This window comes from Pseudomonas sp. FP2294 (assembly GCF_030687625.1).
Classification (GTDB): domain Bacteria; phylum Pseudomonadota; class Gammaproteobacteria; order Pseudomonadales; family Pseudomonadaceae; genus Aquipseudomonas; species Aquipseudomonas shahriarae.
Genome location: NZ_CP117441.1, coordinates 1,100,272 through 1,118,633, shown reverse-complemented (window position 1 = coordinate 1,118,633; position 18,362 = coordinate 1,100,272). Strand labels below are relative to the sequence as shown.

General features: G+C 59.0%; 22 protein-coding genes and 1 tRNA gene. 12 read left to right on the top strand and 11 right to left on the bottom strand.

Going from position 1 to position 18,362, the window contains the following annotated elements; all coding sequences use genetic code 11:
• Positions 1-95: 95 nt before the first annotated feature.
• Entirely contained in the window at positions 96-911 is an 816-nt protein-coding gene (gene suhB, locus PSH73_RS04910; protein WP_003175971.1) for an inositol-phosphate phosphatase, read from the top strand.
• A gap of 204 nt (positions 912-1,115) precedes the next feature.
• On the opposite strand, the gene PSH73_RS04905 is transcribed toward suhB, so the two are convergent.
• From PSH73_RS04905 to queA, 6 genes are all read right to left on the bottom strand, one after another.
• The gene (locus PSH73_RS04905; protein WP_029298576.1) at positions 1,116-1,658 is read right to left on the bottom strand and encodes a glycine zipper 2TM domain-containing protein; all 543 of its coding nucleotides are present in this window, start codon (positions 1,656-1,658) and stop codon (positions 1,116-1,118) included.
• Positions 1,659-1,781: 123 nt separating this feature from the next.
• Positions 1,782-2,696 (bottom strand): protein translocase subunit SecF, encoded by a 915-nt coding sequence (secF, locus tag PSH73_RS04900; protein WP_057960571.1) that lies wholly within the window; start codon positions 2,694-2,696, stop codon positions 1,782-1,784.
• Between the two features lie 9 nt (positions 2,697-2,705).
• The gene (gene secD / locus PSH73_RS04895) at positions 2,706-4,574 is read right to left on the bottom strand and encodes a protein translocase subunit SecD (protein WP_305462045.1); all 1,869 of its coding nucleotides are present in this window, start codon (positions 4,572-4,574) and stop codon (positions 2,706-2,708) included.
• 62 nt (positions 4,575-4,636) lie between these two features.
• Entirely contained in the window at positions 4,637-4,975 is a 339-nt protein-coding gene (gene yajC / locus PSH73_RS04890; protein ID WP_003175975.1) for a preprotein translocase subunit YajC, read from the bottom strand.
• 43 nt (positions 4,976-5,018) lie between these two features.
• Positions 5,019-6,134, bottom strand: coding sequence for a tRNA guanosine(34) transglycosylase Tgt (gene tgt / locus PSH73_RS04885; protein WP_162947783.1), 1,116 nt, complete (start codon positions 6,132-6,134; stop codon positions 5,019-5,021).
• Positions 6,135-6,139: 5 nt separating this feature from the next.
• A complete protein-coding gene (gene queA / locus PSH73_RS04880; RefSeq protein WP_057437921.1) occupies positions 6,140-7,189 on the bottom strand; it encodes a tRNA preQ1(34) S-adenosylmethionine ribosyltransferase-isomerase QueA in 1,050 nt (349 codons plus the stop codon).
• 108 nt (positions 7,190-7,297) lie between these two features.
• On the opposite strand from queA, the gene PSH73_RS04875 reads away from it, so the two are divergent.
• From PSH73_RS04875 to PSH73_RS04865, 3 genes are all read left to right on the top strand, one after another.
• Positions 7,298-7,382: transfer RNA gene (locus tag PSH73_RS04875), tRNA-Leu, on the top strand.
• Between the two features lie 94 nt (positions 7,383-7,476).
• The gene (locus tag PSH73_RS04870) at positions 7,477-7,806 is read left to right on the top strand and encodes a hypothetical protein (RefSeq protein ID WP_057437918.1); all 330 of its coding nucleotides are present in this window, start codon (positions 7,477-7,479) and stop codon (positions 7,804-7,806) included.
• A 34-nt stretch (positions 7,807-7,840) separates the two neighbouring features.
• Complete coding sequence (locus tag PSH73_RS04865; protein WP_057437917.1) at positions 7,841-8,212, top strand: PH domain-containing protein; 372 nt, start codon at positions 7,841-7,843, stop codon at positions 8,210-8,212.
• Positions 8,213-8,326: 114 nt separating this feature from the next.
• Here PSH73_RS04865 and PSH73_RS04860 read toward each other — a convergent pair whose 3' ends face one another.
• On the bottom strand, positions 8,327-8,404 hold the full coding sequence (locus PSH73_RS04860) for a hypothetical protein (protein ID WP_305462685.1): 78 nt from the start codon (positions 8,402-8,404) through the stop codon (positions 8,327-8,329).
• 137 nt (positions 8,405-8,541) lie between these two features.
• Here PSH73_RS04860 and PSH73_RS04855 point away from each other — a divergent pair, with 137 nt between their 5' ends.
• Together PSH73_RS04855 and PSH73_RS04850 are read left to right on the top strand one after the other, a co-directional pair.
• Complete coding sequence (locus PSH73_RS04855; RefSeq protein WP_120731731.1) at positions 8,542-9,021, top strand: hypothetical protein; 480 nt, start codon at positions 8,542-8,544, stop codon at positions 9,019-9,021.
• 12 nt (positions 9,022-9,033) lie between these two features.
• Positions 9,034-9,276, top strand: a complete 243-nt coding sequence (locus PSH73_RS04850) for a hypothetical protein (RefSeq protein ID WP_120731729.1) — start codon at positions 9,034-9,036, stop codon at positions 9,274-9,276.
• 433 nt (positions 9,277-9,709) lie between these two features.
• Here the strand turns inward: PSH73_RS04850 and PSH73_RS04840 are convergent, their stop codons facing one another.
• Positions 9,710-10,222, bottom strand: coding sequence for a type VI secretion system amidase effector protein Tae4 (locus tag PSH73_RS04840; RefSeq protein WP_057437911.1), 513 nt, complete (start codon positions 10,220-10,222; stop codon positions 9,710-9,712).
• 314 nt (positions 10,223-10,536) lie between these two features.
• Between PSH73_RS04840 and psrA the strand changes: the two genes are divergently transcribed.
• From psrA to phnX, 4 genes are all read left to right on the top strand, one after another.
• The gene (gene psrA, locus PSH73_RS04835; protein ID WP_198818064.1) at positions 10,537-11,628 is read left to right on the top strand and encodes an iron-containing alcohol dehydrogenase PsrA; all 1,092 of its coding nucleotides are present in this window, start codon (positions 10,537-10,539) and stop codon (positions 11,626-11,628) included.
• Positions 11,629-11,720: 92 nt separating this feature from the next.
• Positions 11,721-13,016: an MFS transporter gene (locus PSH73_RS04830; RefSeq protein WP_305462042.1), complete on the top strand. Its 1,296-nt coding sequence runs from the start codon at positions 11,721-11,723 to the stop codon at positions 13,014-13,016.
• A gap of 37 nt (positions 13,017-13,053) precedes the next feature.
• Entirely contained in the window at positions 13,054-13,926 is an 873-nt protein-coding gene (locus PSH73_RS04825; RefSeq protein WP_216312510.1) for a LysR substrate-binding domain-containing protein, read from the top strand.
• 82 nt (positions 13,927-14,008) lie between these two features.
• Positions 14,009-14,836, top strand: coding sequence for a phosphonoacetaldehyde hydrolase (gene phnX, locus PSH73_RS04820; protein ID WP_198800090.1), 828 nt, complete (start codon positions 14,009-14,011; stop codon positions 14,834-14,836).
• A 63-nt stretch (positions 14,837-14,899) separates the two neighbouring features.
• On the opposite strand, the gene PSH73_RS04815 is transcribed toward phnX, so the two are convergent.
• Positions 14,900-15,283 carry a cytochrome c family protein gene (locus PSH73_RS04815; RefSeq protein WP_169960773.1) on the bottom strand — a complete coding sequence of 128 codons (384 nt, stop codon included), beginning with the start codon at positions 15,281-15,283 and terminating at the stop codon, positions 14,900-14,902.
• A gap of 55 nt (positions 15,284-15,338) precedes the next feature.
• Entirely contained in the window at positions 15,339-15,899 is a 561-nt protein-coding gene (locus tag PSH73_RS04810) for a hypothetical protein (protein ID WP_216312508.1), read from the bottom strand.
• 174 nt (positions 15,900-16,073) lie between these two features.
• Between PSH73_RS04810 and PSH73_RS04805 the strand changes: the two genes are divergently transcribed.
• A complete protein-coding gene (locus PSH73_RS04805; RefSeq protein WP_305462038.1) occupies positions 16,074-16,793 on the top strand; it encodes an SDR family oxidoreductase in 720 nt (239 codons plus the stop codon).
• A gap of 17 nt (positions 16,794-16,810) precedes the next feature.
• Here PSH73_RS04805 and PSH73_RS04800 read toward each other — a convergent pair whose 3' ends face one another.
• The gene (locus PSH73_RS04800) at positions 16,811-17,743 is read right to left on the bottom strand and encodes a hypothetical protein (RefSeq protein ID WP_115127472.1); all 933 of its coding nucleotides are present in this window, start codon (positions 17,741-17,743) and stop codon (positions 16,811-16,813) included.
• A 193-nt stretch (positions 17,744-17,936) separates the two neighbouring features.
• On the opposite strand from PSH73_RS04800, the gene PSH73_RS04795 reads away from it, so the two are divergent.
• Positions 17,937-18,314: a response regulator gene (locus PSH73_RS04795; protein ID WP_057444523.1), complete on the top strand. Its 378-nt coding sequence runs from the start codon at positions 17,937-17,939 to the stop codon at positions 18,312-18,314.
• Positions 18,315-18,362 lie beyond the last annotated feature (48 nt).

Genomic DNA, 18,362 nt, shown 5'->3' with positions numbered 1-18,362 from the left:
TAAGGTTATGCCATGAAAGCGAACGTCGTCCTTCACCTGAAGAAAGTTTCTGCTAGAATGCCCGGCTTTCTTTAACAACCTTAGGTGACACATCCATGCAGCCCATGCTGAATATCGCGCTGCGCGCCGCCCGCAGCGCCAGTGAATTGATCTTCCGCTCCATCGAGCGCCTGGATACCATCAAGGTCGACGAAAAAGACGCCAAGGATTATGTATCCGAGGTGGATCGCGCCGCCGAACAGAAAATCATCGACGCCCTGCGCAAGGCCTACCCTACCCACGGCATCCTCGGTGAAGAAACCGGCCTGCACAAAGGTAGCGGCGAAGGCGAAGACTACCTGTGGATCATCGACCCACTGGATGGCACCACCAACTTCCTGCGCGGCATCCCACACTTTGCCGTGAGCATTGCCTGCAAATACCGTGGCCGCCTGGAACACGCCGTCGTGCTGGACCCGGTTCGCCAGGAAGAATTCACCGCCAGCCGTGGCCGTGGCGCCCAGTTGAACGGTCGTCGCCTGCGTGTCAGCGGTCGCACCAGCCTGGACGGCGCCCTGCTGGGCACCGGCTTTCCGTTCCGTGACGACCAGATGGACAACCTGGAAAACTACCTGGGCATGTTCCGCGCCCTGGTTGGCCAGACCGCCGGCATCCGCCGCGCCGGCGCCGCCAGCCTGGACCTGGCATACGTTGCCGCCGGTCGTTTTGATGCGTTCTGGGAGTCGGGCCTGTCCGAGTGGGACATGGCCGCAGGCGCCCTGCTGATTCAAGAAGCCGGCGGCCTGGTGAGCGACTTCACCGGCGGTCACGACTTCCTGGAGAAGGGTCACGTGGTAGCAGGCAACACCAAATGCTTCAAGGCAGTCCTGACGGCGATCCAGCCGCACCTGCCGGCTTCGCTGAAGCGTTAAGCGAGCGAGCACAAAAAAGCACCCCTCGGGGTGCTTTTTTTTATGCCTGGGATTTGGCCATGCCTCGCTTTCAGCGACAACACAAATCAAATATGGGAGCGGGCTTGCCCGCGATAGCGGAGTGCCTGGTTAGACACATTTGACTGATTCACCGCCATCGCGGGCAAGCCCGCTCCCACATTTTGAGCTGCGCCAGGCCTGGGATTACTGTTGATTTTGGCCCAAGATCAAACGCCCTTCTTTATCCACTGGAATCTGGCTACCCGGATCACGCTCCATGCGCACCGATCCTTCCTTGCCATCCAGGTTGTAACGCACGTCATACCCGACAACCTTGTCGCTGATGTCGTTGACGGTATTACAGCGCGTCTGGGTGGTGGTGTAGGTATCACGGTTCTGCATGCCTTCCTGAACCTTGTTACCGGCATAACCACCACCGACTGCGCCAGCTACGGTGGCAATCTTCTTGCCTGTACCGCCACCGATCTGGTTACCCAGCAGACCACCTGCCAGGGCGCCGACCACGGTACCAGCGATTTGATGCTGATCCTGCACCGGACGCTGCCGGGTTACGGTGACGTCCTTGCAGACCTCACGCGGGGTTTTGATCTGGGTCTTGACCGGCTGCACTGCCAGCACTTGCGCATACTCAGGGCCGCTTTTTACCAGGCTGTAGGTGGCGACAGCACCCCCGGCAGTCACACCGACAGCACCCAATACCGCACCAACCAGTAACGACTTGTTCACGTGAACCTCCTGACCATCACAAGCGGACTGAAACGTCCGCGCTATACCCAGCCTTGGAGCAAAAAAAAAGGCGCGAGTTCAATACTCGCGCCTTCTTTGTAACAGCCGATCAACAAAAACCCATCAAGGGCGCTCGTCGACCTCCTTGTCTGTCGCAACAGGAGGAATCAGGTCTTCGCTGTTGAGGTTCAGCCAGATCAGCACCACGTTGGCGATGTAGATCGACGAGTAGGTACCTGCCAGGACGCCGATGAACAGCGCCAGGGAGAAGCCCCACAGGTTGTCGCCACCGAAGATCATCAGCGCGCCAATCGCCAGCAAGGTGGAGATCGACGTCGCCATGGTACGCAGCAGGGTCTGGGTGGTGGAGATGTTGATGTTCTCGATCAACGTCGCCTTGCGCAGCACCCGGAAGTTCTCGCGAACCCGGTCGAATACCACGATGGTGTCGTTCAAAGAGTAACCAATGATCGCCAGCACCGCCGCCAGTACCGTCAGGTCGAAGGTGATCTGGAAGTACGCCAGGATACCCACGGTCACGATCACGTCGTGGATCAGCGAGATAATGGCACCGACGCCGAACTTCCACTGAAAGCGGAACGCCAGGTAGACCATGATGCCGGCCAGCGCCATCAGCATGCCGAGGCCGCCCTGGTCGCGCAGCTCTTCACCCACCTGCGGGCCGACGAACTCGACGCGCTTGACCGAAGCCGGGTTGTCGCCACCGACCTTGAGCAAGGCCTCAGCTACCTGGTGACCCAGTTGCGGGTCTTCACCGGGCATCCGCACCAGCAGGTCGGTGGTCGCACCAAAGCTCTGCACGATCGCCTCGTCATACCCGGCCTCGTTCAGTTGGGCACGCACCTTGGTGACGTCGGCCGGTTTCTCGTAGGTCAGCTCGATGAGCGTACCGCCGGTGAAGTCCAGGCCGTAGTTCAACCCCTTATGGAACCAGCTGAACAGCGCCAGGACGGTAAGGAGCACAGTGACGCCGAACGCAACGTTGCGAACGCCCATGAAGTTGATTGTACGTAACATGGCAGCCCCTTAAATCCACAACTTCTTGAAGTCACGCCCGCCAAAGGTCAGGTTGACCATTGCGCGGGTCACCAAAATGGCCGTGAACATCGAGGTAAAGATACCGAGGGACATGGTCACCGCAAAACCCTTGACCGGGCCGGTGCCCATGGCAAAGAGAATCCCGCCGACCAGCAATGTGGTCAGGTTGGAGTCGAGAATCGCGGTAAATGCCCGGCCGAAGCCTTCGTTGATTGCCCGCTGCACGCTCATGCCCGCTGCAATCTCTTCACGAATCCGCGAGAAGATCAGCACGTTGGCGTCTACCGCCATACCCATGGTCAGCACGATACCGGCGATACCCGGCAGGGTCAGTGTAGCCCCCAGCAGCGACATCAGGGCCAGCAGCATCACCATGTTGCCCGCCAGGGCTACGGTGGCGATGACGCCGAAGAAGCGGTAGATGGCAATGATGAACAGCGAAACGAACAGCATGCCCCACAGCGCCGCATCGACACCCTTGGTGATGTTGTCAGCACCCAGGCTTGGACCAATGGTGCGCTCCTCGGCGAAGTACATCGGTGCCGCCAGGCCACCGGCACGCAACAGCAGCGCCAGCTCGGAAGACTCACCCTGGCCGTTCAGGCCGGTGATGCGGAATTGAGCACCCAGAGGCGACTGGATGGTCGCCAGGCTGATGATCTTCTTCTCTTCCTTGAAGGTCTGTACCGCCACGTCTTTCTCGACGCCATTGACCATTTGCTTGGTGTAGGTGGTCACCGGGCGTTGCTCGATGAAGATCACCGCCATGCTGCGACCGACGTTGCTGCGCGTGGCGCGGTTCATCAGTTCGCCACCATGACCATCCAGACGGATGTTCACTTCAGGCGTGCCGTGCTCGCCGAAACCAGCCTTGGCATCCGTCACCTGGTCACCGGTGATGATCAGGCTACGCTCGATCTGCGCGGCTGGGCGGTTGCCCTCGCGGAACTCGAAGGTTTCGGAAGTGGCCCTGGAAGCACCCGGCTCGGCCGCCAGGCGGAACTCCAGGTTGGCAGTCTTGCCGAGGATGCGCTTGGCTTCAGCAGTATCCTGCACGCCCGGCAGCTCAACCACGATGCGATTGGCACCCTGGCGCTGAACCAGAGGCTCGGCCACACCCAGCTCGTTGACGCGGTTACGTACCGTGGTCAAGTTCTGCTTGATGGAGTATTCACGGATTTCCGCCAGCTTGGCCGGGGTCATCGCCAGACGCAGTACCGCCTGACCATTGAGGTCGGCCGGAACAATGTCGAAATCGTTGAAGTTTTTGCGGATCAGTGCACGGGCCTGTTCGCGGCTTGCTTCGTCAGCAAAACCCAGCTGGATGGCACCATTGAGCTGCGGCAGGCTGCGATAACGCAGGCGCTCTTTACGCAACAGGCTCTTCACATCGCCTTCGTAGACTTTCATGCGTGCGTCGAGGGCTTTGTCCATGTCCACTTCCAACAGGAAGTGCACACCACCGGACAAGTCCAGACCCAGCTTCATGGGATGCGCGCCAATGCTGCTCAGCCATTTTGGCGTGGTCTGAGCCAGGTTCAGTGCAACGACGTAGTCATCACCCATGACCTTGCGTACAACATCCTTGGCCGGCAATTGGTCTTCTTGCTTGGTCAGGCGCAGCAAACCGCCCTTCGCATCAACTGCCAATGTTGCCGCTTTAACCTGGATACCCGCGTCGATGAGCGCCTTGCTCGCACGGTCCAGGTCAGCCTGATTGACCTGCAGCGAAGTGCTGGCACCGGTGATCTGGATCGCCGGGTCATCAGGATAGAGATTGGGAGCGGAATAAATAAAGCCGATCGCCAGCACCGCCAGGATCAGTACGTATTTCCACAGAGGGTATTTGTTCAGCATCACGCCGCCCGCTTATGACGCGGGGCGCCTTGCGCGCCCCGTCGATTGGTAAAAGTTGTTACTCAGATCGCTTTGAGCGTGCCTTTTGGCAGCGTGGCGGCAATGGCGCCTTTCTGGAACTTCATTTCAACGGTGTCGGAGACTTCCAGTACCACGAAAGCATCGGAAACCTTGGTGATCTTGCCAGCGATACCGCCGGTGGTGACCACTTCGTCGCCTTTTTGCAGGCTACCCAGCAGGTTTTTCTGCTCTTTGGCGCGCTTGGCCTGTGGGCGCCAGATCATCAGGTAGAAGATGACCAGGAAGCCGACCAGGAAAATCCACTCGAAACCACCGCCCATAGGACCGGCAGCGGCCGGTGCAGCGGCGTCAGCCATAGCGTTAGAGATAAAAAAGCTCATTTAGCACTCCAGTTGCAAATAGTGAATCTTAGGGTCGGGAAACTCAGTCCAAGGGCGGCACGGGCAGCCCGCGCTTGGCATAGAAGGCATCGACAAAGGCGGCCAATGTACCCTGTTGAATAGCCTCGCGCAAACCAGCCATCAGGACTTGGTAGTGACGCAAATTGTGGATGGTATTCAACATGCTACCCAGCATTTCCCCGCATTTGTCCAGATGGTGCAGATAAGCACGGGAGAAGTTCTGGCAGGTGTAGCAATCACAGGTGGGATCCAGCGGCGAATCATCATGGCGATGGAACGCGTTACGGATCTTCAGCACGCCTGTATCAATGAACAGATGCCCATTGCGGGCATTACGGGTTGGCATCACGCAATCGAACATGTCCACACCGCGGCGCACACCCTCTACGAGATCTTCTGGTTTGCCAACGCCCATAAGGTAACGAGGTTTGTCAGAAGGCATCAGGCCTGGCAGGTAGTCCAGCACCTTGATCATTTCATGCTTGGGCTCGCCCACCGACAGACCGCCAATGGCCAGGCCATCAAAGCCGATCTTGTCCAGGCCTTCCAGCGAGCGCTTGCGCAGGCTTTCGTGCATACCGCCCTGGACGATACCGAACAACGCCGCCGTGTTTTCGCCGTGGGCATTCTTCGAGCGCTGGGCCCAGCGCAACGACAGCTCCATGGAGATCCGCGCCACGTCTTCATCGGCCGGGTACGGCGTGCACTCGTCAAAAATCATCACAATGTCGGAGCCCAGGTCGCGCTGGACCTGCATCGACTCTTCCGGGCCCATGAACACCTTGGAACCGTCCACCGGCGAGGCGAAGGTCACGCCCTCCTCCTTGATCTTGCGCATGGCGCCCAGGCTGAACACCTGAAAACCACCGGAGTCAGTCAGGATCGGGCCTTGCCACTTCATGAAGTCATGCAGGTCGCCGTGCTTCTTGATCACTTCCGTGCCCGGGCGCAGCCACAGGTGGAAGGTGTTGCCAAGGATGATCTCGGCGCCGGTGGCGACGATGTCACGCGGCAGCATGCCTTTGACCGTGCCGTAGGTGCCGACCGGCATGAACGCCGGGGTCTCCACGGTACCGCGAGGGAAGGTCAGGCGGCCGCGACGGGCCTTGCCGTCGGTGGCCAATAATTCAAACGACATACGACTCATAGTTGTTCCTCTGGGCCGCGCGGCGCCGGATTACGGGTGATAAACATCGCATCACCGTAGCTGAAAAAGCGGTATCCATTGTCAATGGCTGCGTTATACGCGGCCATTGTTTCGGGATAACCCGCGAAGGCCGACACCAGCATCAACAGCGTGGATTCCGGCAAATGGAAGTTGGTGACCAGGCAGTCGACCACATGAAACGGCCGGCCTGGGTAGATAAAGATGTCGGTGTCGCCACTGAACGGCTTGAGCACGCCATCGCGCGCCGCGCTCTCCAGGGAGCGCACGCTGGTGGTGCCCACTGCGACCACCCGCCCACCGCGCGCCTTGCAGGCGTTGACCGCGTCCACCACGGCCTGGCTGACTTCCAGCCATTCGCTGTGCATATGGTGATCTTCGATGTTCTCCACACGCACCGGCTGAAACGTCCCGGCCCCCACGTGCAGGGTCACATAGGCAGTCTCGACACCCTTGGCGGCAATCGCATCCAGCAGCGGCTGGTCAAAATGCAACCCGGCCGTCGGCGCGGCGACGGCGCCGAGGCGTTCGGAGTAAACCGTCTGATAGCGCTCGCGGTCCGAGTCTTCGTCGGGACGGTCTATATAAGGAGGCAACGGCATATGGCCGACACGCTCCAGCAGCGGCAACACTTCCTCGGCAAACTTGAGCTCGAACAGCGCGTCATGGCGCGCGACCATCTCGGCCTCGCCACCGCCATCAATCAGAATGCTCGACCCCGGTTTCGGCGACTTGCTGGAGCGCACATGGGCCAGCACACGATGGCTGTCCAGCACCCGCTCGACGAGAATTTCCAGCTTGCCGCCGGAAGCTTTCTGGCCAAACAGCCGCGCCGGAATCACCCGGGTATTGTTGAAGACCATCAAATCGCCTGGGCGCAAATGCTCAAGCAAATCAGTGAATTGACGGTGTGCAAGGGCACCGCTGACCCCGTCCAGGGTCAACAGTCGGCTGGCGCGACGCTCGGCCAAAGGGTGGCGGGCGATCAGCGAATCCGGGAGTTCAAAAGTAAAGTCAGCAACGCGCATGATGGGGTTCGTCTAGCAGGGCCGGGAAGTCTAGCGGAAATAGTGAAAATAGACCATGAAACGTGATTGACCAACGGTAATCACCTCTCTATACTTCGCCGCCATTGAGCCCTGATGGCGGAATTGGTAGACGCGGCGGATTCAAAATCCGTTTTCGAAAGGAGTGGGAGTTCGAGTCTCCCTCGGGGCACCATCTTAAAAAAAGACCTTGAAATTCAAGGTCTTTTTTTTCGCCTGTAGAAAAGTGATCATCGCCCACCGCACCAGACAGTAGAGGTACCAGGACCATGGAATTGACACTCGAAGCCGTTGCTCTGTTCGCCCTCAAACTGGTGCATGAGACGGAAGATGGCAGCCCGATCCTGCGCGACGATCTGGTCATGGATGGGTATGAGCGGGAGGTGTTTGGGTTGTTGGTGCGCACTGGCGACCTGACAACGATCCAACGCAAGTTGGATGAATGCATGAAGTTGGCCCTGGAGACGTTGGGGGGTGCCAACACGGTCATGGGCCGTGAGCTGCAAAAGCTGGCGGCTGAAGTCCAGCAAGCCTCGACGCTGGAGGAACTAAAGACCCCGCTCGACGCACTTATGGACTACCTCAAGGCCATCTTGTAACGCACCCTCCCTGCCCCACCACAAGGACCGCCCAATGATCGACTTCAACAACAAAGGCTTCTTCAAGCTCAAGCAAAACAATGAATACGCCGAACGCGTTGCATCCCTGCTGCTCGATGACGAACAGGTAGTAGATGCCTACAAAGCCATGCGCGACGGCGTAGTGTTTACCACCAAGCGCATCATCGCCGTAAACGTGCAAGGCATCACCGGCAGCAAGAAGGACTTCACTTCCCTGCCGTACAAAAACATTGTCGCGTACTCGGTGGAAACCTCCGGCACGTTCGACCTGGATTCGGAGTTGGAGATCTACTTCTCTTCATTGGGCAAAGTGAAGTTCGAGTTCACGGGCAAGACCTCGATGGTGGAAATCTCCAGGCTGATTTCCAAACACCTGCTGGGTTGATCGGCCGGTAAAAACCAAGGTCTTTTTACCGCAAGCCGTGTGATTCAGCGGCTGTACGCCATCAAGTGTGGGAGCTGGCTTGCCTGCGATAGCGCCCACCCCGGCACCATTGAACTACCCGTCTGCAGCGACTCTCTCACCCAGCGCTCCAGGTCCTTCCTCGGTCAACCATACCGATTTGTTCCGCTTCACCGGATCACAGATGCCCCCCTGCTCATGCAATCAGCACCTTACGGCGGGCAACGCACCTTGCCAGGCAGGTGAAATGATTTGAATCCAGCGCGCGCCTTCTAGACAATCCCCACCTTTGGCTCGAAAGGATGCGTGCAATGAAGTTCGAAGGGACTTTCCAATACATGGGCAATCACGGGATCGTGTTCAACGTCTCGCAGATCACCCTCACCGACAGCGAGCGCGGACGCCTGGGCGAGCTGCATTTTGGTGAAGCGAAAAGCGCCCACTATGAGGTCAACCGCAAGGTCGTCGAGGTGTACGACAAGATGCTGGCCAAGAACCTGCCGTGCCTGATGATGATCGGCATCTCCAAGCCGCTGACCCGGCAGCAGGGCGATGTTCTCAATGCCCAACGCACCAAGATCGCTAACCTCGCGGCCTCGGCCTTCGCTGGCGCCACCTCTTATATAGCCTCCCCCTACGTGGGTGCCCCTGTCGGCGCCGGTGTGCGCATGTATGTGAATGAAACCCTGCCCACCTATCATGCAGGCGACATACTGGTCAGCATCGAGGCGCAGGTGAATGGCGGCATCGGCCCACAACGTAGCGCCTCGACACTGATCATCAAGACCTGATGGGAGAAACACATGTCTGACATAACCCAGTTGGTCATTGCCCTGGTGCTGTTCTTTCTGCTCGATCGGTTTCTGAAGCCGTACCCACTTCGCAAATGGCTAGGGGGGCTGCTGGTAGCGATCGGAGCGGTCGGCTGCGTGGCTGCAAGCCAAATCCGTTTGTTTGGGTTTGACCTGGGGCTGCTGTCGATCTTTGCCGTTGCACTGGGGGTGGGGTTGTTCCTGAAGCGGCGGCGGTTCGAACAGAGGGGGTGAAGGTGGCAGGAATTTGCGCTGATTAGCGCCCAAAAGCCCCAGCAGTAAAAAGGGGACGGACTTGTTTGAAAATAAATCCGTGCCCTTTTCCTGATCAGGATGCAGCACTGCAGATCGGGATTGCCTGCCAAGCAACGGATACATTTACTCCCAGCGGGGCCTGAAGTATTCAGGAGCAAGCCAAAAAAGAGGTTCCTAGAGCTGGGCTCCTACCCCCGAAGCAAACGCCGACGGAACCAAACAACTCCAACTAAGATTGAAACCCCAACTACCACCCCATTCCCTAACAACCAAATCCCAAAATTCCGACTCTGGTCCGCATCATTCTCGTAAAACGGCCCAAAGTAAGCCGAAGCCGCTACAACCAACCCGTTAAACACCGCAACCGTCACAGCCACCACCAACGCTACAAATAACACGCCCTTAACTACCGTCATAAAACCTTCCAAAACCAAATCTCCCTGGACTCGTGATAATCCGAGAACGTCCCCTCAATCGAAAACCCAAGTTGAATACGCGGGTAGCTCAACCAATCCGTCAACCGCCGCCCATTCCACAGATCAATGTGATCACCACTGCGATTGCCAAATGTCTCGCTCCCCCGGCGCCAAAAGTCCTTGAAGAAAATGATGCCTCGCTGCCCTTGCAGCTCATCCTCGAAACCTTCGGGTGTGACCTTTCTCATTCGTTGCAAGCCGGGAATGTTCGTACCGCTTAATGCTCTGGCCATTTCTTCTGCTGCCAGTACATGGCCCTCAGCCTTGGGATGCTGCCAACAATAGCGCACGCCTCTTAATTTGCTCAGATCAGCGCCTGATCTGCGCAGTGCAACACCAAGGTTGATCGCGCATTGATCACTGAAGTTTTTGGCACCGTTGGTCCGGCATGGCGCTGCGTCTCCATAGATCTGCGGGTGGTTTTTCCATAGGGAATCGAAAGTGAGCATTCCGCGTCTCCATCGCGTATTTTTCACGCAAAAGTAGCAAACGCAGTGCTGCCAAAGACGGGGCTACATGAAAACAGGAAAGATCCTACCAGCACGCAACGTTTAGGACAGAAAAGCAGCGGCGGTAAGCTTAGAGCTCGTATCGGCGCGGTCGTGGCAAAGACCCAACCACGCCAAGGCAGGCACTTGCCCTTGACCGTCCTACATCTCATATCGGCCCAGCCAATCCATCCCCCCAATCTATCGATTTGAGCTCTCCCCCACCCTCCCCGACTATTGGTGCCACTTCCAACAACAAAAACCAGGAACACGCCATGACTGCCCGATTCCATAACCCGGTAGACACCCGCTTCGGCTGGGGCTGCCTGCAAGACCTGGCCAGTATCACTGCGCAGCAGACCGTCGCCCTCGTCACCTTCCCGGAGGCCCGTGGCCTGGGCTTGGTCGAGCGGATCCAGGGATTGCTGGGCGAGCGTCTGGTGTATGTCGTCGAGGATGTGCAGCCCAATCCCGATGTCGCGCAATTGCGTGAAACCTACGAGCGCTTCTGGCTGCAAGCCGGGGATTGCGATGTGGTGCTGGCCGTCGGTGGCGGCAGTGCGATTGATACGGCCAAGGCGCTGATTGTCGGCACTGAGTCCGGGCAGTTCGATGAATTACTGGGATTGTTGGCGACCGGCCAGCCGTTTGTGCCGGCGCACTGCAAAACCTTGATCGCTGCGCCGACCACGGCGGGCACCGGCAGTGAGGTGACGCCCTGGGCGACGATCTGGGATTCGGCCAGCCACAAGAAGTATTCCCTGCACCTGGATTGCACCTGGCCGAAGGTGGCGATTGTCGACCCACAGTTGATGCTGACCGTACCGGCCGGGGTCACGGTGTCGACGGGGCTGGACGCCTTGTCCCACGCGCTGGAGGCGATCTGGAACATCAATGCCAATCCGATTTCGGACACGTTCGCGGTATCGGCCATCGAGGACATCCTGGAATGCCTGCCACCGCTGCGGCGCGACCTCGGTAATCAGGAGTTGCGCTCGCGCATGGCCTTGGCCGCGCTCAAGGCCGGCCTGGCGTTTTCCAATACCAAGACTGCGCTGGCCCACTCCATTTCCTACGAGATGACCCTGCACCACGGCCTGCCCCATGGCATCGCCTGCTCCTTTACCTTGCCGCTGGTCCTTGGCTTGGCGTGGGGACATGACGCGGCGCGGGATCGCACCCTGCAACGGGTGTTCGGTGATGACCTGGACAAAGCCCAGACCCGGTTGCGCAACTTCCTGCATAGCCTGGAGGTAAAAACCGAGTTTGCCGATTACGGCGTCACGCCCACCGAGGCCGCCGCGATGATCCGCTTCGCCCTGCAAGGTGCACGCGGCAAAAACTTTATCGGTTCGAAAGCCGCCTAGGCTCAACGCAATTCAGTCTTTCCTCTTGCACCTGTAAAGGGTGCCACCCCGTCGCTGCGGCTTCGGGGGCGAATAACAATAAGGAAAACATCATGAATCGTGCACAAACCCTGCCTGTCCCTGCCGCTCGCTCGGCGTCGTTCCGTTTTGCCCAGTGGCGCATGCTGCTCGCGGCGATGTTTTGTTACCTGTTTTTCTACACCGGGCGCCAGACCTTCGGCTTCGCCATCCCGGGAATCCAGGCCGAGTTCGGCCTGACCAAGGAGGTGCTGGGCTGGATCTCGGCCGTCATGCTCTGGTCCTATGCCATCGGCCAGGCGATCAACGGCAACCTGGCCGATAAGTTCGGCGGACGGCGCATTATGACCCTGGGCGCGGTGCTGTCCTGTGGCGCCAACTGGGTCACCAGTTTTGCCAGTGGTTTTGCCGGATTGATCCTGCCGTGGGGCATCAACGGTTACTTCCAGGCCCTGGGCTGGGCGCCGGGCAGTCGCTTGATCTCCAACTGGTGGAGCGCCAGCGAGCGCGGCCGGGTCTATGGCTTCTACGTGTTCGCCGCCGGCTGCGCGTCGGTGCTGTCCTATGTGACCTCCATCGTGGTGTTGGAGGTGCTGCAACTGGAGTGGCGCTGGATCTTCCGCCTGCCGGTCCTATTGATGTTGGCCGGGGGCATCCTGTTTTACCTGGTAGCCCGTGAGCGCCCGCAGGACCTGGGCTTCGAACCCCTGGCCGAGACCGGCGTGGCCAACGCCGAGGATAAGGGCCATGAAGTGGCCCACGGTGAAGAGGAAACCTCGGCCCAGCGCTACAAGGCGGTGCTGAAAAACGCGCGCCTGATCATTGCCGCCGTGTCCCTGGGTTTCCAGAACGCTGCGCGCTACGGCCTGATCGTGTGGGTGCCAGTGCATTTCCTCGGCGCCAACTGGAAAAGCGGCGACAGCATGATCGATCCAAAGTGGATCACCGTCGCCCTGCCGGTGGGCATGGCCGTCGGCGCCCTGAGCAATGGCTGGGTGTCGGACAAGCTGTTCGGCTCCAAGCGCTACCTGGCGATCATGCTCTATATGTTCCTCGGCGCCGCGACCAGCCTGTGGATGTGGAGCCTGCCGCCCCATAGCGCGGTCGGCCTGGTGGCGCTGTTTCTCTGCGGGTTCTTTGTCTACGGCCCGGCGTCCAGCTTCTGGGCTTTGTGCCCGGACCTGGTGGGTGCCAAGCGCGCAGGCACGGCCACGGGTGTGATGAACTTCTCGTCTTATCTGTTCGCCGGCCTGGCAGAACCGCTGATCGGCAGTATGCTCGACAGTACCGGCAATACGTCGCTGATCTTCATCGTCGTCACCTCGGCCTGCCTGTGCAGCGCGGTGGTGGCCCTGTTTATCCGCCGTTGATGACCCGGCTCGGCTGATCCCTGGAACAGGATGTGTTATGTACCAGTACCACAAGTGGCTACGGTCCTTTCATGCGGTGGCGAAGACCGGCAGTTTCACCCTCGCCGCCGAGTACTTGAGCGTCGGCCAGCCGACTGTCAGCGAACAGGTCAACGGCCTGGAAAAGCAGTTCTCGGTGGAGTTGTTCCACCGCCGTGGGCGCTTTATCGAGATGAGCTCGGCCGGCCATGCGCTCTACGGGATCACCCAGGGCCTGTTCGGCCAGGAGGATGAGGCCATGCAACTGCTGCACAGCTTCAAGCAGCGCAAGACCGGGATGTTGCGCCTGGGCGCTGTTTCGCCGCCCATCGCCATGAACCTGACGTACGAGTTGATGCAGCGCCACCCGGATATCACGCTGGAGACCTCGTTTTCCCCGGAGAAGGAGACCCTCGACCGCCTGTTCAATTTTGATATCGACGTGGCAATCCTGGCCCTCTCGGAGTTTGACCAACGCTTCGATACGCAGCTGTACCGGCGTTACCCAATCATTGCGGTGGTGCGCGACGACCATCCCTGGGCTGCGCAGAAAGAGGTACACGTCGAGCAGATCAGCCAGGAGCGTTGGGTCATGCGCGAACGCAGCTCGCGCACCCGGCAACTGGTGGAAGAAAGCTGCAAGCGCCTGGGGGTGAACCTCAACTGCGTGATGCAGCTCAACAGCCGCGAAGCCATCGTGCATGCCATCGCCAAGGGTATCGGCATTGGCTTTGTATCGGCGGTGGAATACGCCGAAACGCCGGGTACCACACCGATCACCTTCGTCGACCACCCGTTTTCCATCGACTACCACCTGTGTTGCCTGGGCATCCGGCGCAACCGACCGATGATCGCCGAACTGTTCGAGGCCAGCCCCATACCGGCTACCTGATTCGCTTCACCCTTTTGCACTCAACCGGCTTACCTCGTGAATCGAGGGACGGCCTGCTCATACCCGAAAATGGAGATTGATCATGCATTACCAACAACCTTCTACGTTGCAAGCCGTGGTCCTGGACTGGGCCGGCACCGTCGTCGACTTCGGCTCGTTTGCGCCCACGCAGATTTTCGTCGAGGCCTTTGCCGAGTTCGGCGTCGCCGTGTCCCTGGAGGAAGCCCGCGGGCCGATGGGCATGGGCAAGTGGGATCACATCCGCACCCTGTGCAATCAGCCGCAGATTGCCGAGCGCTATCGTGCGGTGTTCAACCGCCAGCCGACCGACGCAGACGTCACCGCCCTGTACGAGCGTTTCATGCCGTTGCAGATCGAGAAAATCGCCCTGCACTCGGCACTGATTCCCGGTGCACTGGAGGCGATTGAAACCCTGCGTGCCAAGGGTTTGAAGATCGGCTCGTGCTCGGGCTACCCGGCGGTGGTGATGGCCAAGGTAGTCGAGTTGGCGCGGCAAAATGGCTATGTGGCCGATCATGTGGTGGCCACCGACGAAGTGCCCAACGGTCGCCCGCATCCGGCCCAGGCCCTGGCCAATGTGATCGCCCTGGGCATCAGCGATGTGGCGGCGTGCGTCAAGGTCGATGACACCTGGCCGGGAATCCTGGAAGGACGCAGTGCCGGCATGTGGACAGTCGCCCTGACCTGCTCGGGCAACGCACTGGGACGGACCTACGCGCAATACAAGGCGCTGCCGGCCGAAGAACTGGCGCAGGAACGCGAGCGTATTACACAGATGTTTGAAGGGTCACGGCCGCACTACCTGATCGACACCATCGTCGACCTGCCGGCAGTAATCGACGATATCAATGCGCGACTGGCACGCGGGGAAACACCTCAAGGCAGTTGAAATCGCTGCCAATCCTGCAGGAGCCGGTTTGCCGGCTCCTGCAATGGATTTGGGTGTATCGCGCTATTGCGCCTGAAAGGTCTCCAGATAGGTCAGCAGATTCTCGATCTTCTGCTGATCACTGATCCCCCAGAAAATCATGCGGGTGCCACTCACCACCTTTTTCGGGTTCTCGATATAGGCCGCGAGGGTTTCCCGCGTCCACACCACGCCCGAATTTTTCATCGCGGCGGAATACTGATAGTCCGCCGTGGTGCCCGCCAGCCGCCCGATCACCCCGTTGAGCTGTGGCCCAAAGCCGCCACGGGCGTTCAACCCGACACTGTGGCAACCGCCACAGGTCTTGGCGAACAGCCGGCCGCCTGCCTCGGCATCGCCTGCTGCCACCGCCGACGTGTTGAAAAGCATGGCCGTGAGTAACAGGGTCAGTAAGGCAGCGGGTTTCATCAGGGGCTCCAGGTCACGGGCTTCAGGCGGTAGAGGCGGCAATTATGCCTGCGGTTTACTTGTTCTCGTCCACGTTATTGAAGCGTGCCCGGTTGATCTGCCAAGGCAGGGCTGGCTGTGTGCGCTCTCGCTTGTGTTTGCCATGGCTGAAAACGTGCGTTTGCAGTTCCAGGAAGTGCCGGTCGCGCCCTACCTGTTCAAACGTCACAACAAAAAAGATCAGCGGTTTGCTGGCTTCGGCCCAGAGGTTGGAAACCCTCTCGATAGCTGCGGGCAAATGGCTAATGGTGCTGTAGGAGATGAACGTGGAAAACGCCGCAGGTTCAGATTGCTCCAACAGCTTGGTGATTTCCTTCACTTTTTCGTTATGAGGCTCGTCCCACTCCCATTCGACATGGGACAGGACGCTTTTGTCAGGGAATCTCAATACGGCATCAGTGCGCCGGCTCTGTTCGAAATAGGCGCGCGCGCCGAGCAACTTGGCACACTCGCGTATCACCAGCCCCACATGAATTGTCCAGCCGGCACGGTTGGTAACAGCATCGACCTCCACCGGAAAATCCTGGTACCACAGGCAATTGAACAGGGTGATGAAGTCGCGTTCGATCTGTTTCATTTTCTTCCTTGACTTTGACTGAATAAATAGCAAAGAGCCATCACTCTAAATCAGCCGAAGAAAAGTCGCGCCCTCCCCCGCAAAACATTTGGACACAGCCATTCAATTGCCATCACTCCCGCCCTCTGTTTGCATGCGCACTTTCCATCAGCACGTGAGTTCAAGGAGAGATCAATGAGAACCATGGTGGTCGGTGCAAGCAAAGGTTTGGGCAGGGCATTTATGGAAGGCTTGGGCGGCGTGGGGGATACCTTGATCGGGGTCTCGCGCAGCCGTCCTACAGGCTTGATATCCAGCAGCGGCGCCGAAGTGTCATGGGTGGAAGCCGACCTTGGCCAGCCGGCGCAAGCCGCGCAGGTCATCTCGCAGGCGGTGGCACAGGACGGCCTGGATACGCTGATCTATAACCTGGGTATTTGGGAAGAACAGGCGTTCGATGAGGCCTACAGCTTCCTCAAGGATGAAGACACGCAGTTGGAGGCCATTGTCAGCTGCAACATCACCGCCCCCTTGCTGCTGATCAAGCGCCTGCTGCCCGTGCTGTTAAAAAGCCCCAACCCACGCATCATCTTTACCGGCTCTACCTCAGGCCTGCCACAGAGTGGGCGCCCGGAGGTGACGTTCGGCGCGTCGAAGTTCGCCTTGCGCGGCATGGCCGATGCCTTGCGTGAAGGTTATCGGCACCAGCGCCTGGGCGTGACCTGCCTGAACCTGGGCTACCTGAATACCGAGGATCCATTGAGCACCTCCCGCCTTGAGGCCGAGCAGCGTGGCGACGGGCAGTTGATCCCGGTACACGACGTGGTGCAAGTGGTGCGCATGGCCTTGAGCCTGTCATCGGCCAGCTTTGTCAAAGAGCTGACTTTGCCGGCCCTGCTGGACGAACGCTTCTGACGGAACAGGCCGAATCTTCAGACAGCCAGATAAAGCGCCATCAGGCACAACGGCACCAACACCAGCCCCAGCAGCATCATGAACACCACACTCATGGCGTTGGTCCGGGGCGTGCCGACGTGGCTGACAAAGCCCATGCACAGCCGTCGCAACAGCTCCGCGCCTCGGGCGAATTGATAGACTACGCCGATGGTGAGTAGCGAGAGGGTTCCGGTCGCAGCGCAGTAAAACAGGATCGGCTCAGGCATGAAGTAACTGGAGATAAAGCCTTCGGAGGTGGCATAGATAAACGTCACGGGCTGAAACAGCGCGATCGAATACAGCACATTGCGCAACGGGTTGAACGCGATCGTCGGCCGCACTTCGTCAGCGGGCAACATGGCGTACAGCTCGTTCATGTCCGACCAGCGAAACCAGTAGACCGCCACACTGAACAACAGGTAGGCCAAGGCAATCGTCGCCGAAAAGCACCCCAGGAACTGCCACGAACCAAACCCGCGACGCGTTCCCACGTTGATGCTCCATTTGGTCAACTGGATGGTCACGCAGTCGATCACCATCGCCACCAGCAGCCCCTTGCCGTAGAAGTCCTTGATGGCTTGCAGCACATTCGGCGGCGGCGGCACATTGAACACGTGCTCGGGATTTTTAAACAGGTAGAGATCCAGCAGCCACACCACAAAAAACACCAGCGACACGAGCAAGGTGTACAGCGGGATACTGATCAGTTGGCGCCGGGCGAGGTACGTTTGCCCGAACACCCGTTGGAAGAGGTTGGCCCACAACTGGGCGATCCCGATAAAGCGGTCGCGGCCAAGGCTCATGCCGCCCAAGGTCTTGAGTATTTCCAGGCGGCTTTTCTGGGTGGTAAACGCGACGGCGACCAATACCCCGGTACACCCGAACAACACGGTGGCAACGACGATCAACGCCCCAATCAGTTCTTTCACACTCGCATCCCTTGCTGTGAAGTTACGTGGCCCACATCCTGGCTTATCCCACCCGCGGCTCGCAAGCAGCGGCCGTTTTATCCACGCTGGCGACACGCCCAAGTGACCACCCATCGAATAAAAAATATTCAGTAGAACCTATCCCGTGGCCTGCCACTCCACCTTACTCAACCCAGATGGTGGAGTAAGGATCATGGCTCAGCCATCGATATTGGTACTGGAAGACGACGAGATCATTCGCTCGTTGATGGTGGATGTGCTGGAGGAGTTCGGCGCGGTGGTGACCTCGTTCCCATCGGCCGATGAAGGGATGATTTTTCTGGAGCGGACCAGTGATCCGGTAGACCTGATTGTCAGCGATATCCAGATGCCCGGCCTGCTCAACGGGTATGACCTGAGCAAGGTCGTGGCCCATCGCTGGCCGTCCTTGCCGGTGGTGCTGACCTCGGGCAATACGGTGATGGCGGCGCAACTGGGCAATACGGTGAAATTCCTGCCCAAGCCATGGAGCACCGAGCGCCTGCTTGACTGTGTGCAGTCGGCATTGGTGCAGGGTACCTCCCTGCACTGATAGCGTCACAACACGGCGGCAATCGAACTTCGCGATAAGGTGTGGGGT

What these genes read in the sequence shown, in the direction of transcription:
- suhB (WP_003175971.1), top strand. Translation starts at nt 96, where the DNA reads ATGCAGCCCATGCTGAATATCGCGCTGCGCGCCGCCCGCAGCGCCAGT.
- secF (WP_057960571.1), bottom strand. Translation starts at nt 2,696, where the DNA reads ATGTTACGTACAATCAACTTCATGGGCGTTCGCAACGTTGCGTTCGGC.
- secD (WP_305462045.1), bottom strand. Translation starts at nt 4,574, where the DNA reads ATGCTGAACAAATACCCTCTGTGGAAATACGTACTGATCCTGGCGGTG.
- yajC (WP_003175975.1), bottom strand. Translation starts at nt 4,975, where the DNA reads ATGAGCTTTTTTATCTCTAACGCTATGGCTGACGCCGCTGCACCGGCC.
- tgt (WP_162947783.1), bottom strand. Translation starts at nt 6,134, where the DNA reads ATGTCGTTTGAATTATTGGCCACCGACGGCAAGGCCCGTCGCGGCCGC.
- queA (WP_057437921.1), bottom strand. Translation starts at nt 7,189, where the DNA reads ATGCGCGTTGCTGACTTTACTTTTGAACTCCCGGATTCGCTGATCGCC.
- PSH73_RS04870 (WP_057437918.1), top strand. Translation starts at nt 7,477, where the DNA reads ATGGAATTGACACTCGAAGCCGTTGCTCTGTTCGCCCTCAAACTGGTG.
- PSH73_RS04865 (WP_057437917.1), top strand. Translation starts at nt 7,841, where the DNA reads ATGATCGACTTCAACAACAAAGGCTTCTTCAAGCTCAAGCAAAACAAT.
- PSH73_RS04855 (WP_120731731.1), top strand. Translation starts at nt 8,542, where the DNA reads ATGAAGTTCGAAGGGACTTTCCAATACATGGGCAATCACGGGATCGTG.
- PSH73_RS04850 (WP_120731729.1), top strand. Translation starts at nt 9,034, where the DNA reads ATGTCTGACATAACCCAGTTGGTCATTGCCCTGGTGCTGTTCTTTCTG.
- PSH73_RS04840 (WP_057437911.1), bottom strand. Translation starts at nt 10,222, where the DNA reads ATGCTCACTTTCGATTCCCTATGGAAAAACCACCCGCAGATCTATGGA.
- psrA (WP_198818064.1), top strand. Translation starts at nt 10,537, where the DNA reads ATGACTGCCCGATTCCATAACCCGGTAGACACCCGCTTCGGCTGGGGC.
- PSH73_RS04830 (WP_305462042.1), top strand. Translation starts at nt 11,721, where the DNA reads ATGAATCGTGCACAAACCCTGCCTGTCCCTGCCGCTCGCTCGGCGTCG.
- PSH73_RS04825 (WP_216312510.1), top strand. Translation starts at nt 13,054, where the DNA reads ATGTACCAGTACCACAAGTGGCTACGGTCCTTTCATGCGGTGGCGAAG.
- phnX (WP_198800090.1), top strand. Translation starts at nt 14,009, where the DNA reads ATGCATTACCAACAACCTTCTACGTTGCAAGCCGTGGTCCTGGACTGG.
- PSH73_RS04815 (WP_169960773.1), bottom strand. Translation starts at nt 15,283, where the DNA reads ATGAAACCCGCTGCCTTACTGACCCTGTTACTCACGGCCATGCTTTTC.
- PSH73_RS04810 (WP_216312508.1), bottom strand. Translation starts at nt 15,899, where the DNA reads ATGAAACAGATCGAACGCGACTTCATCACCCTGTTCAATTGCCTGTGG.
- PSH73_RS04805 (WP_305462038.1), top strand. Translation starts at nt 16,074, where the DNA reads ATGAGAACCATGGTGGTCGGTGCAAGCAAAGGTTTGGGCAGGGCATTT.
- PSH73_RS04795 (WP_057444523.1), top strand. Translation starts at nt 17,937, where the DNA reads ATGGCTCAGCCATCGATATTGGTACTGGAAGACGACGAGATCATTCGC.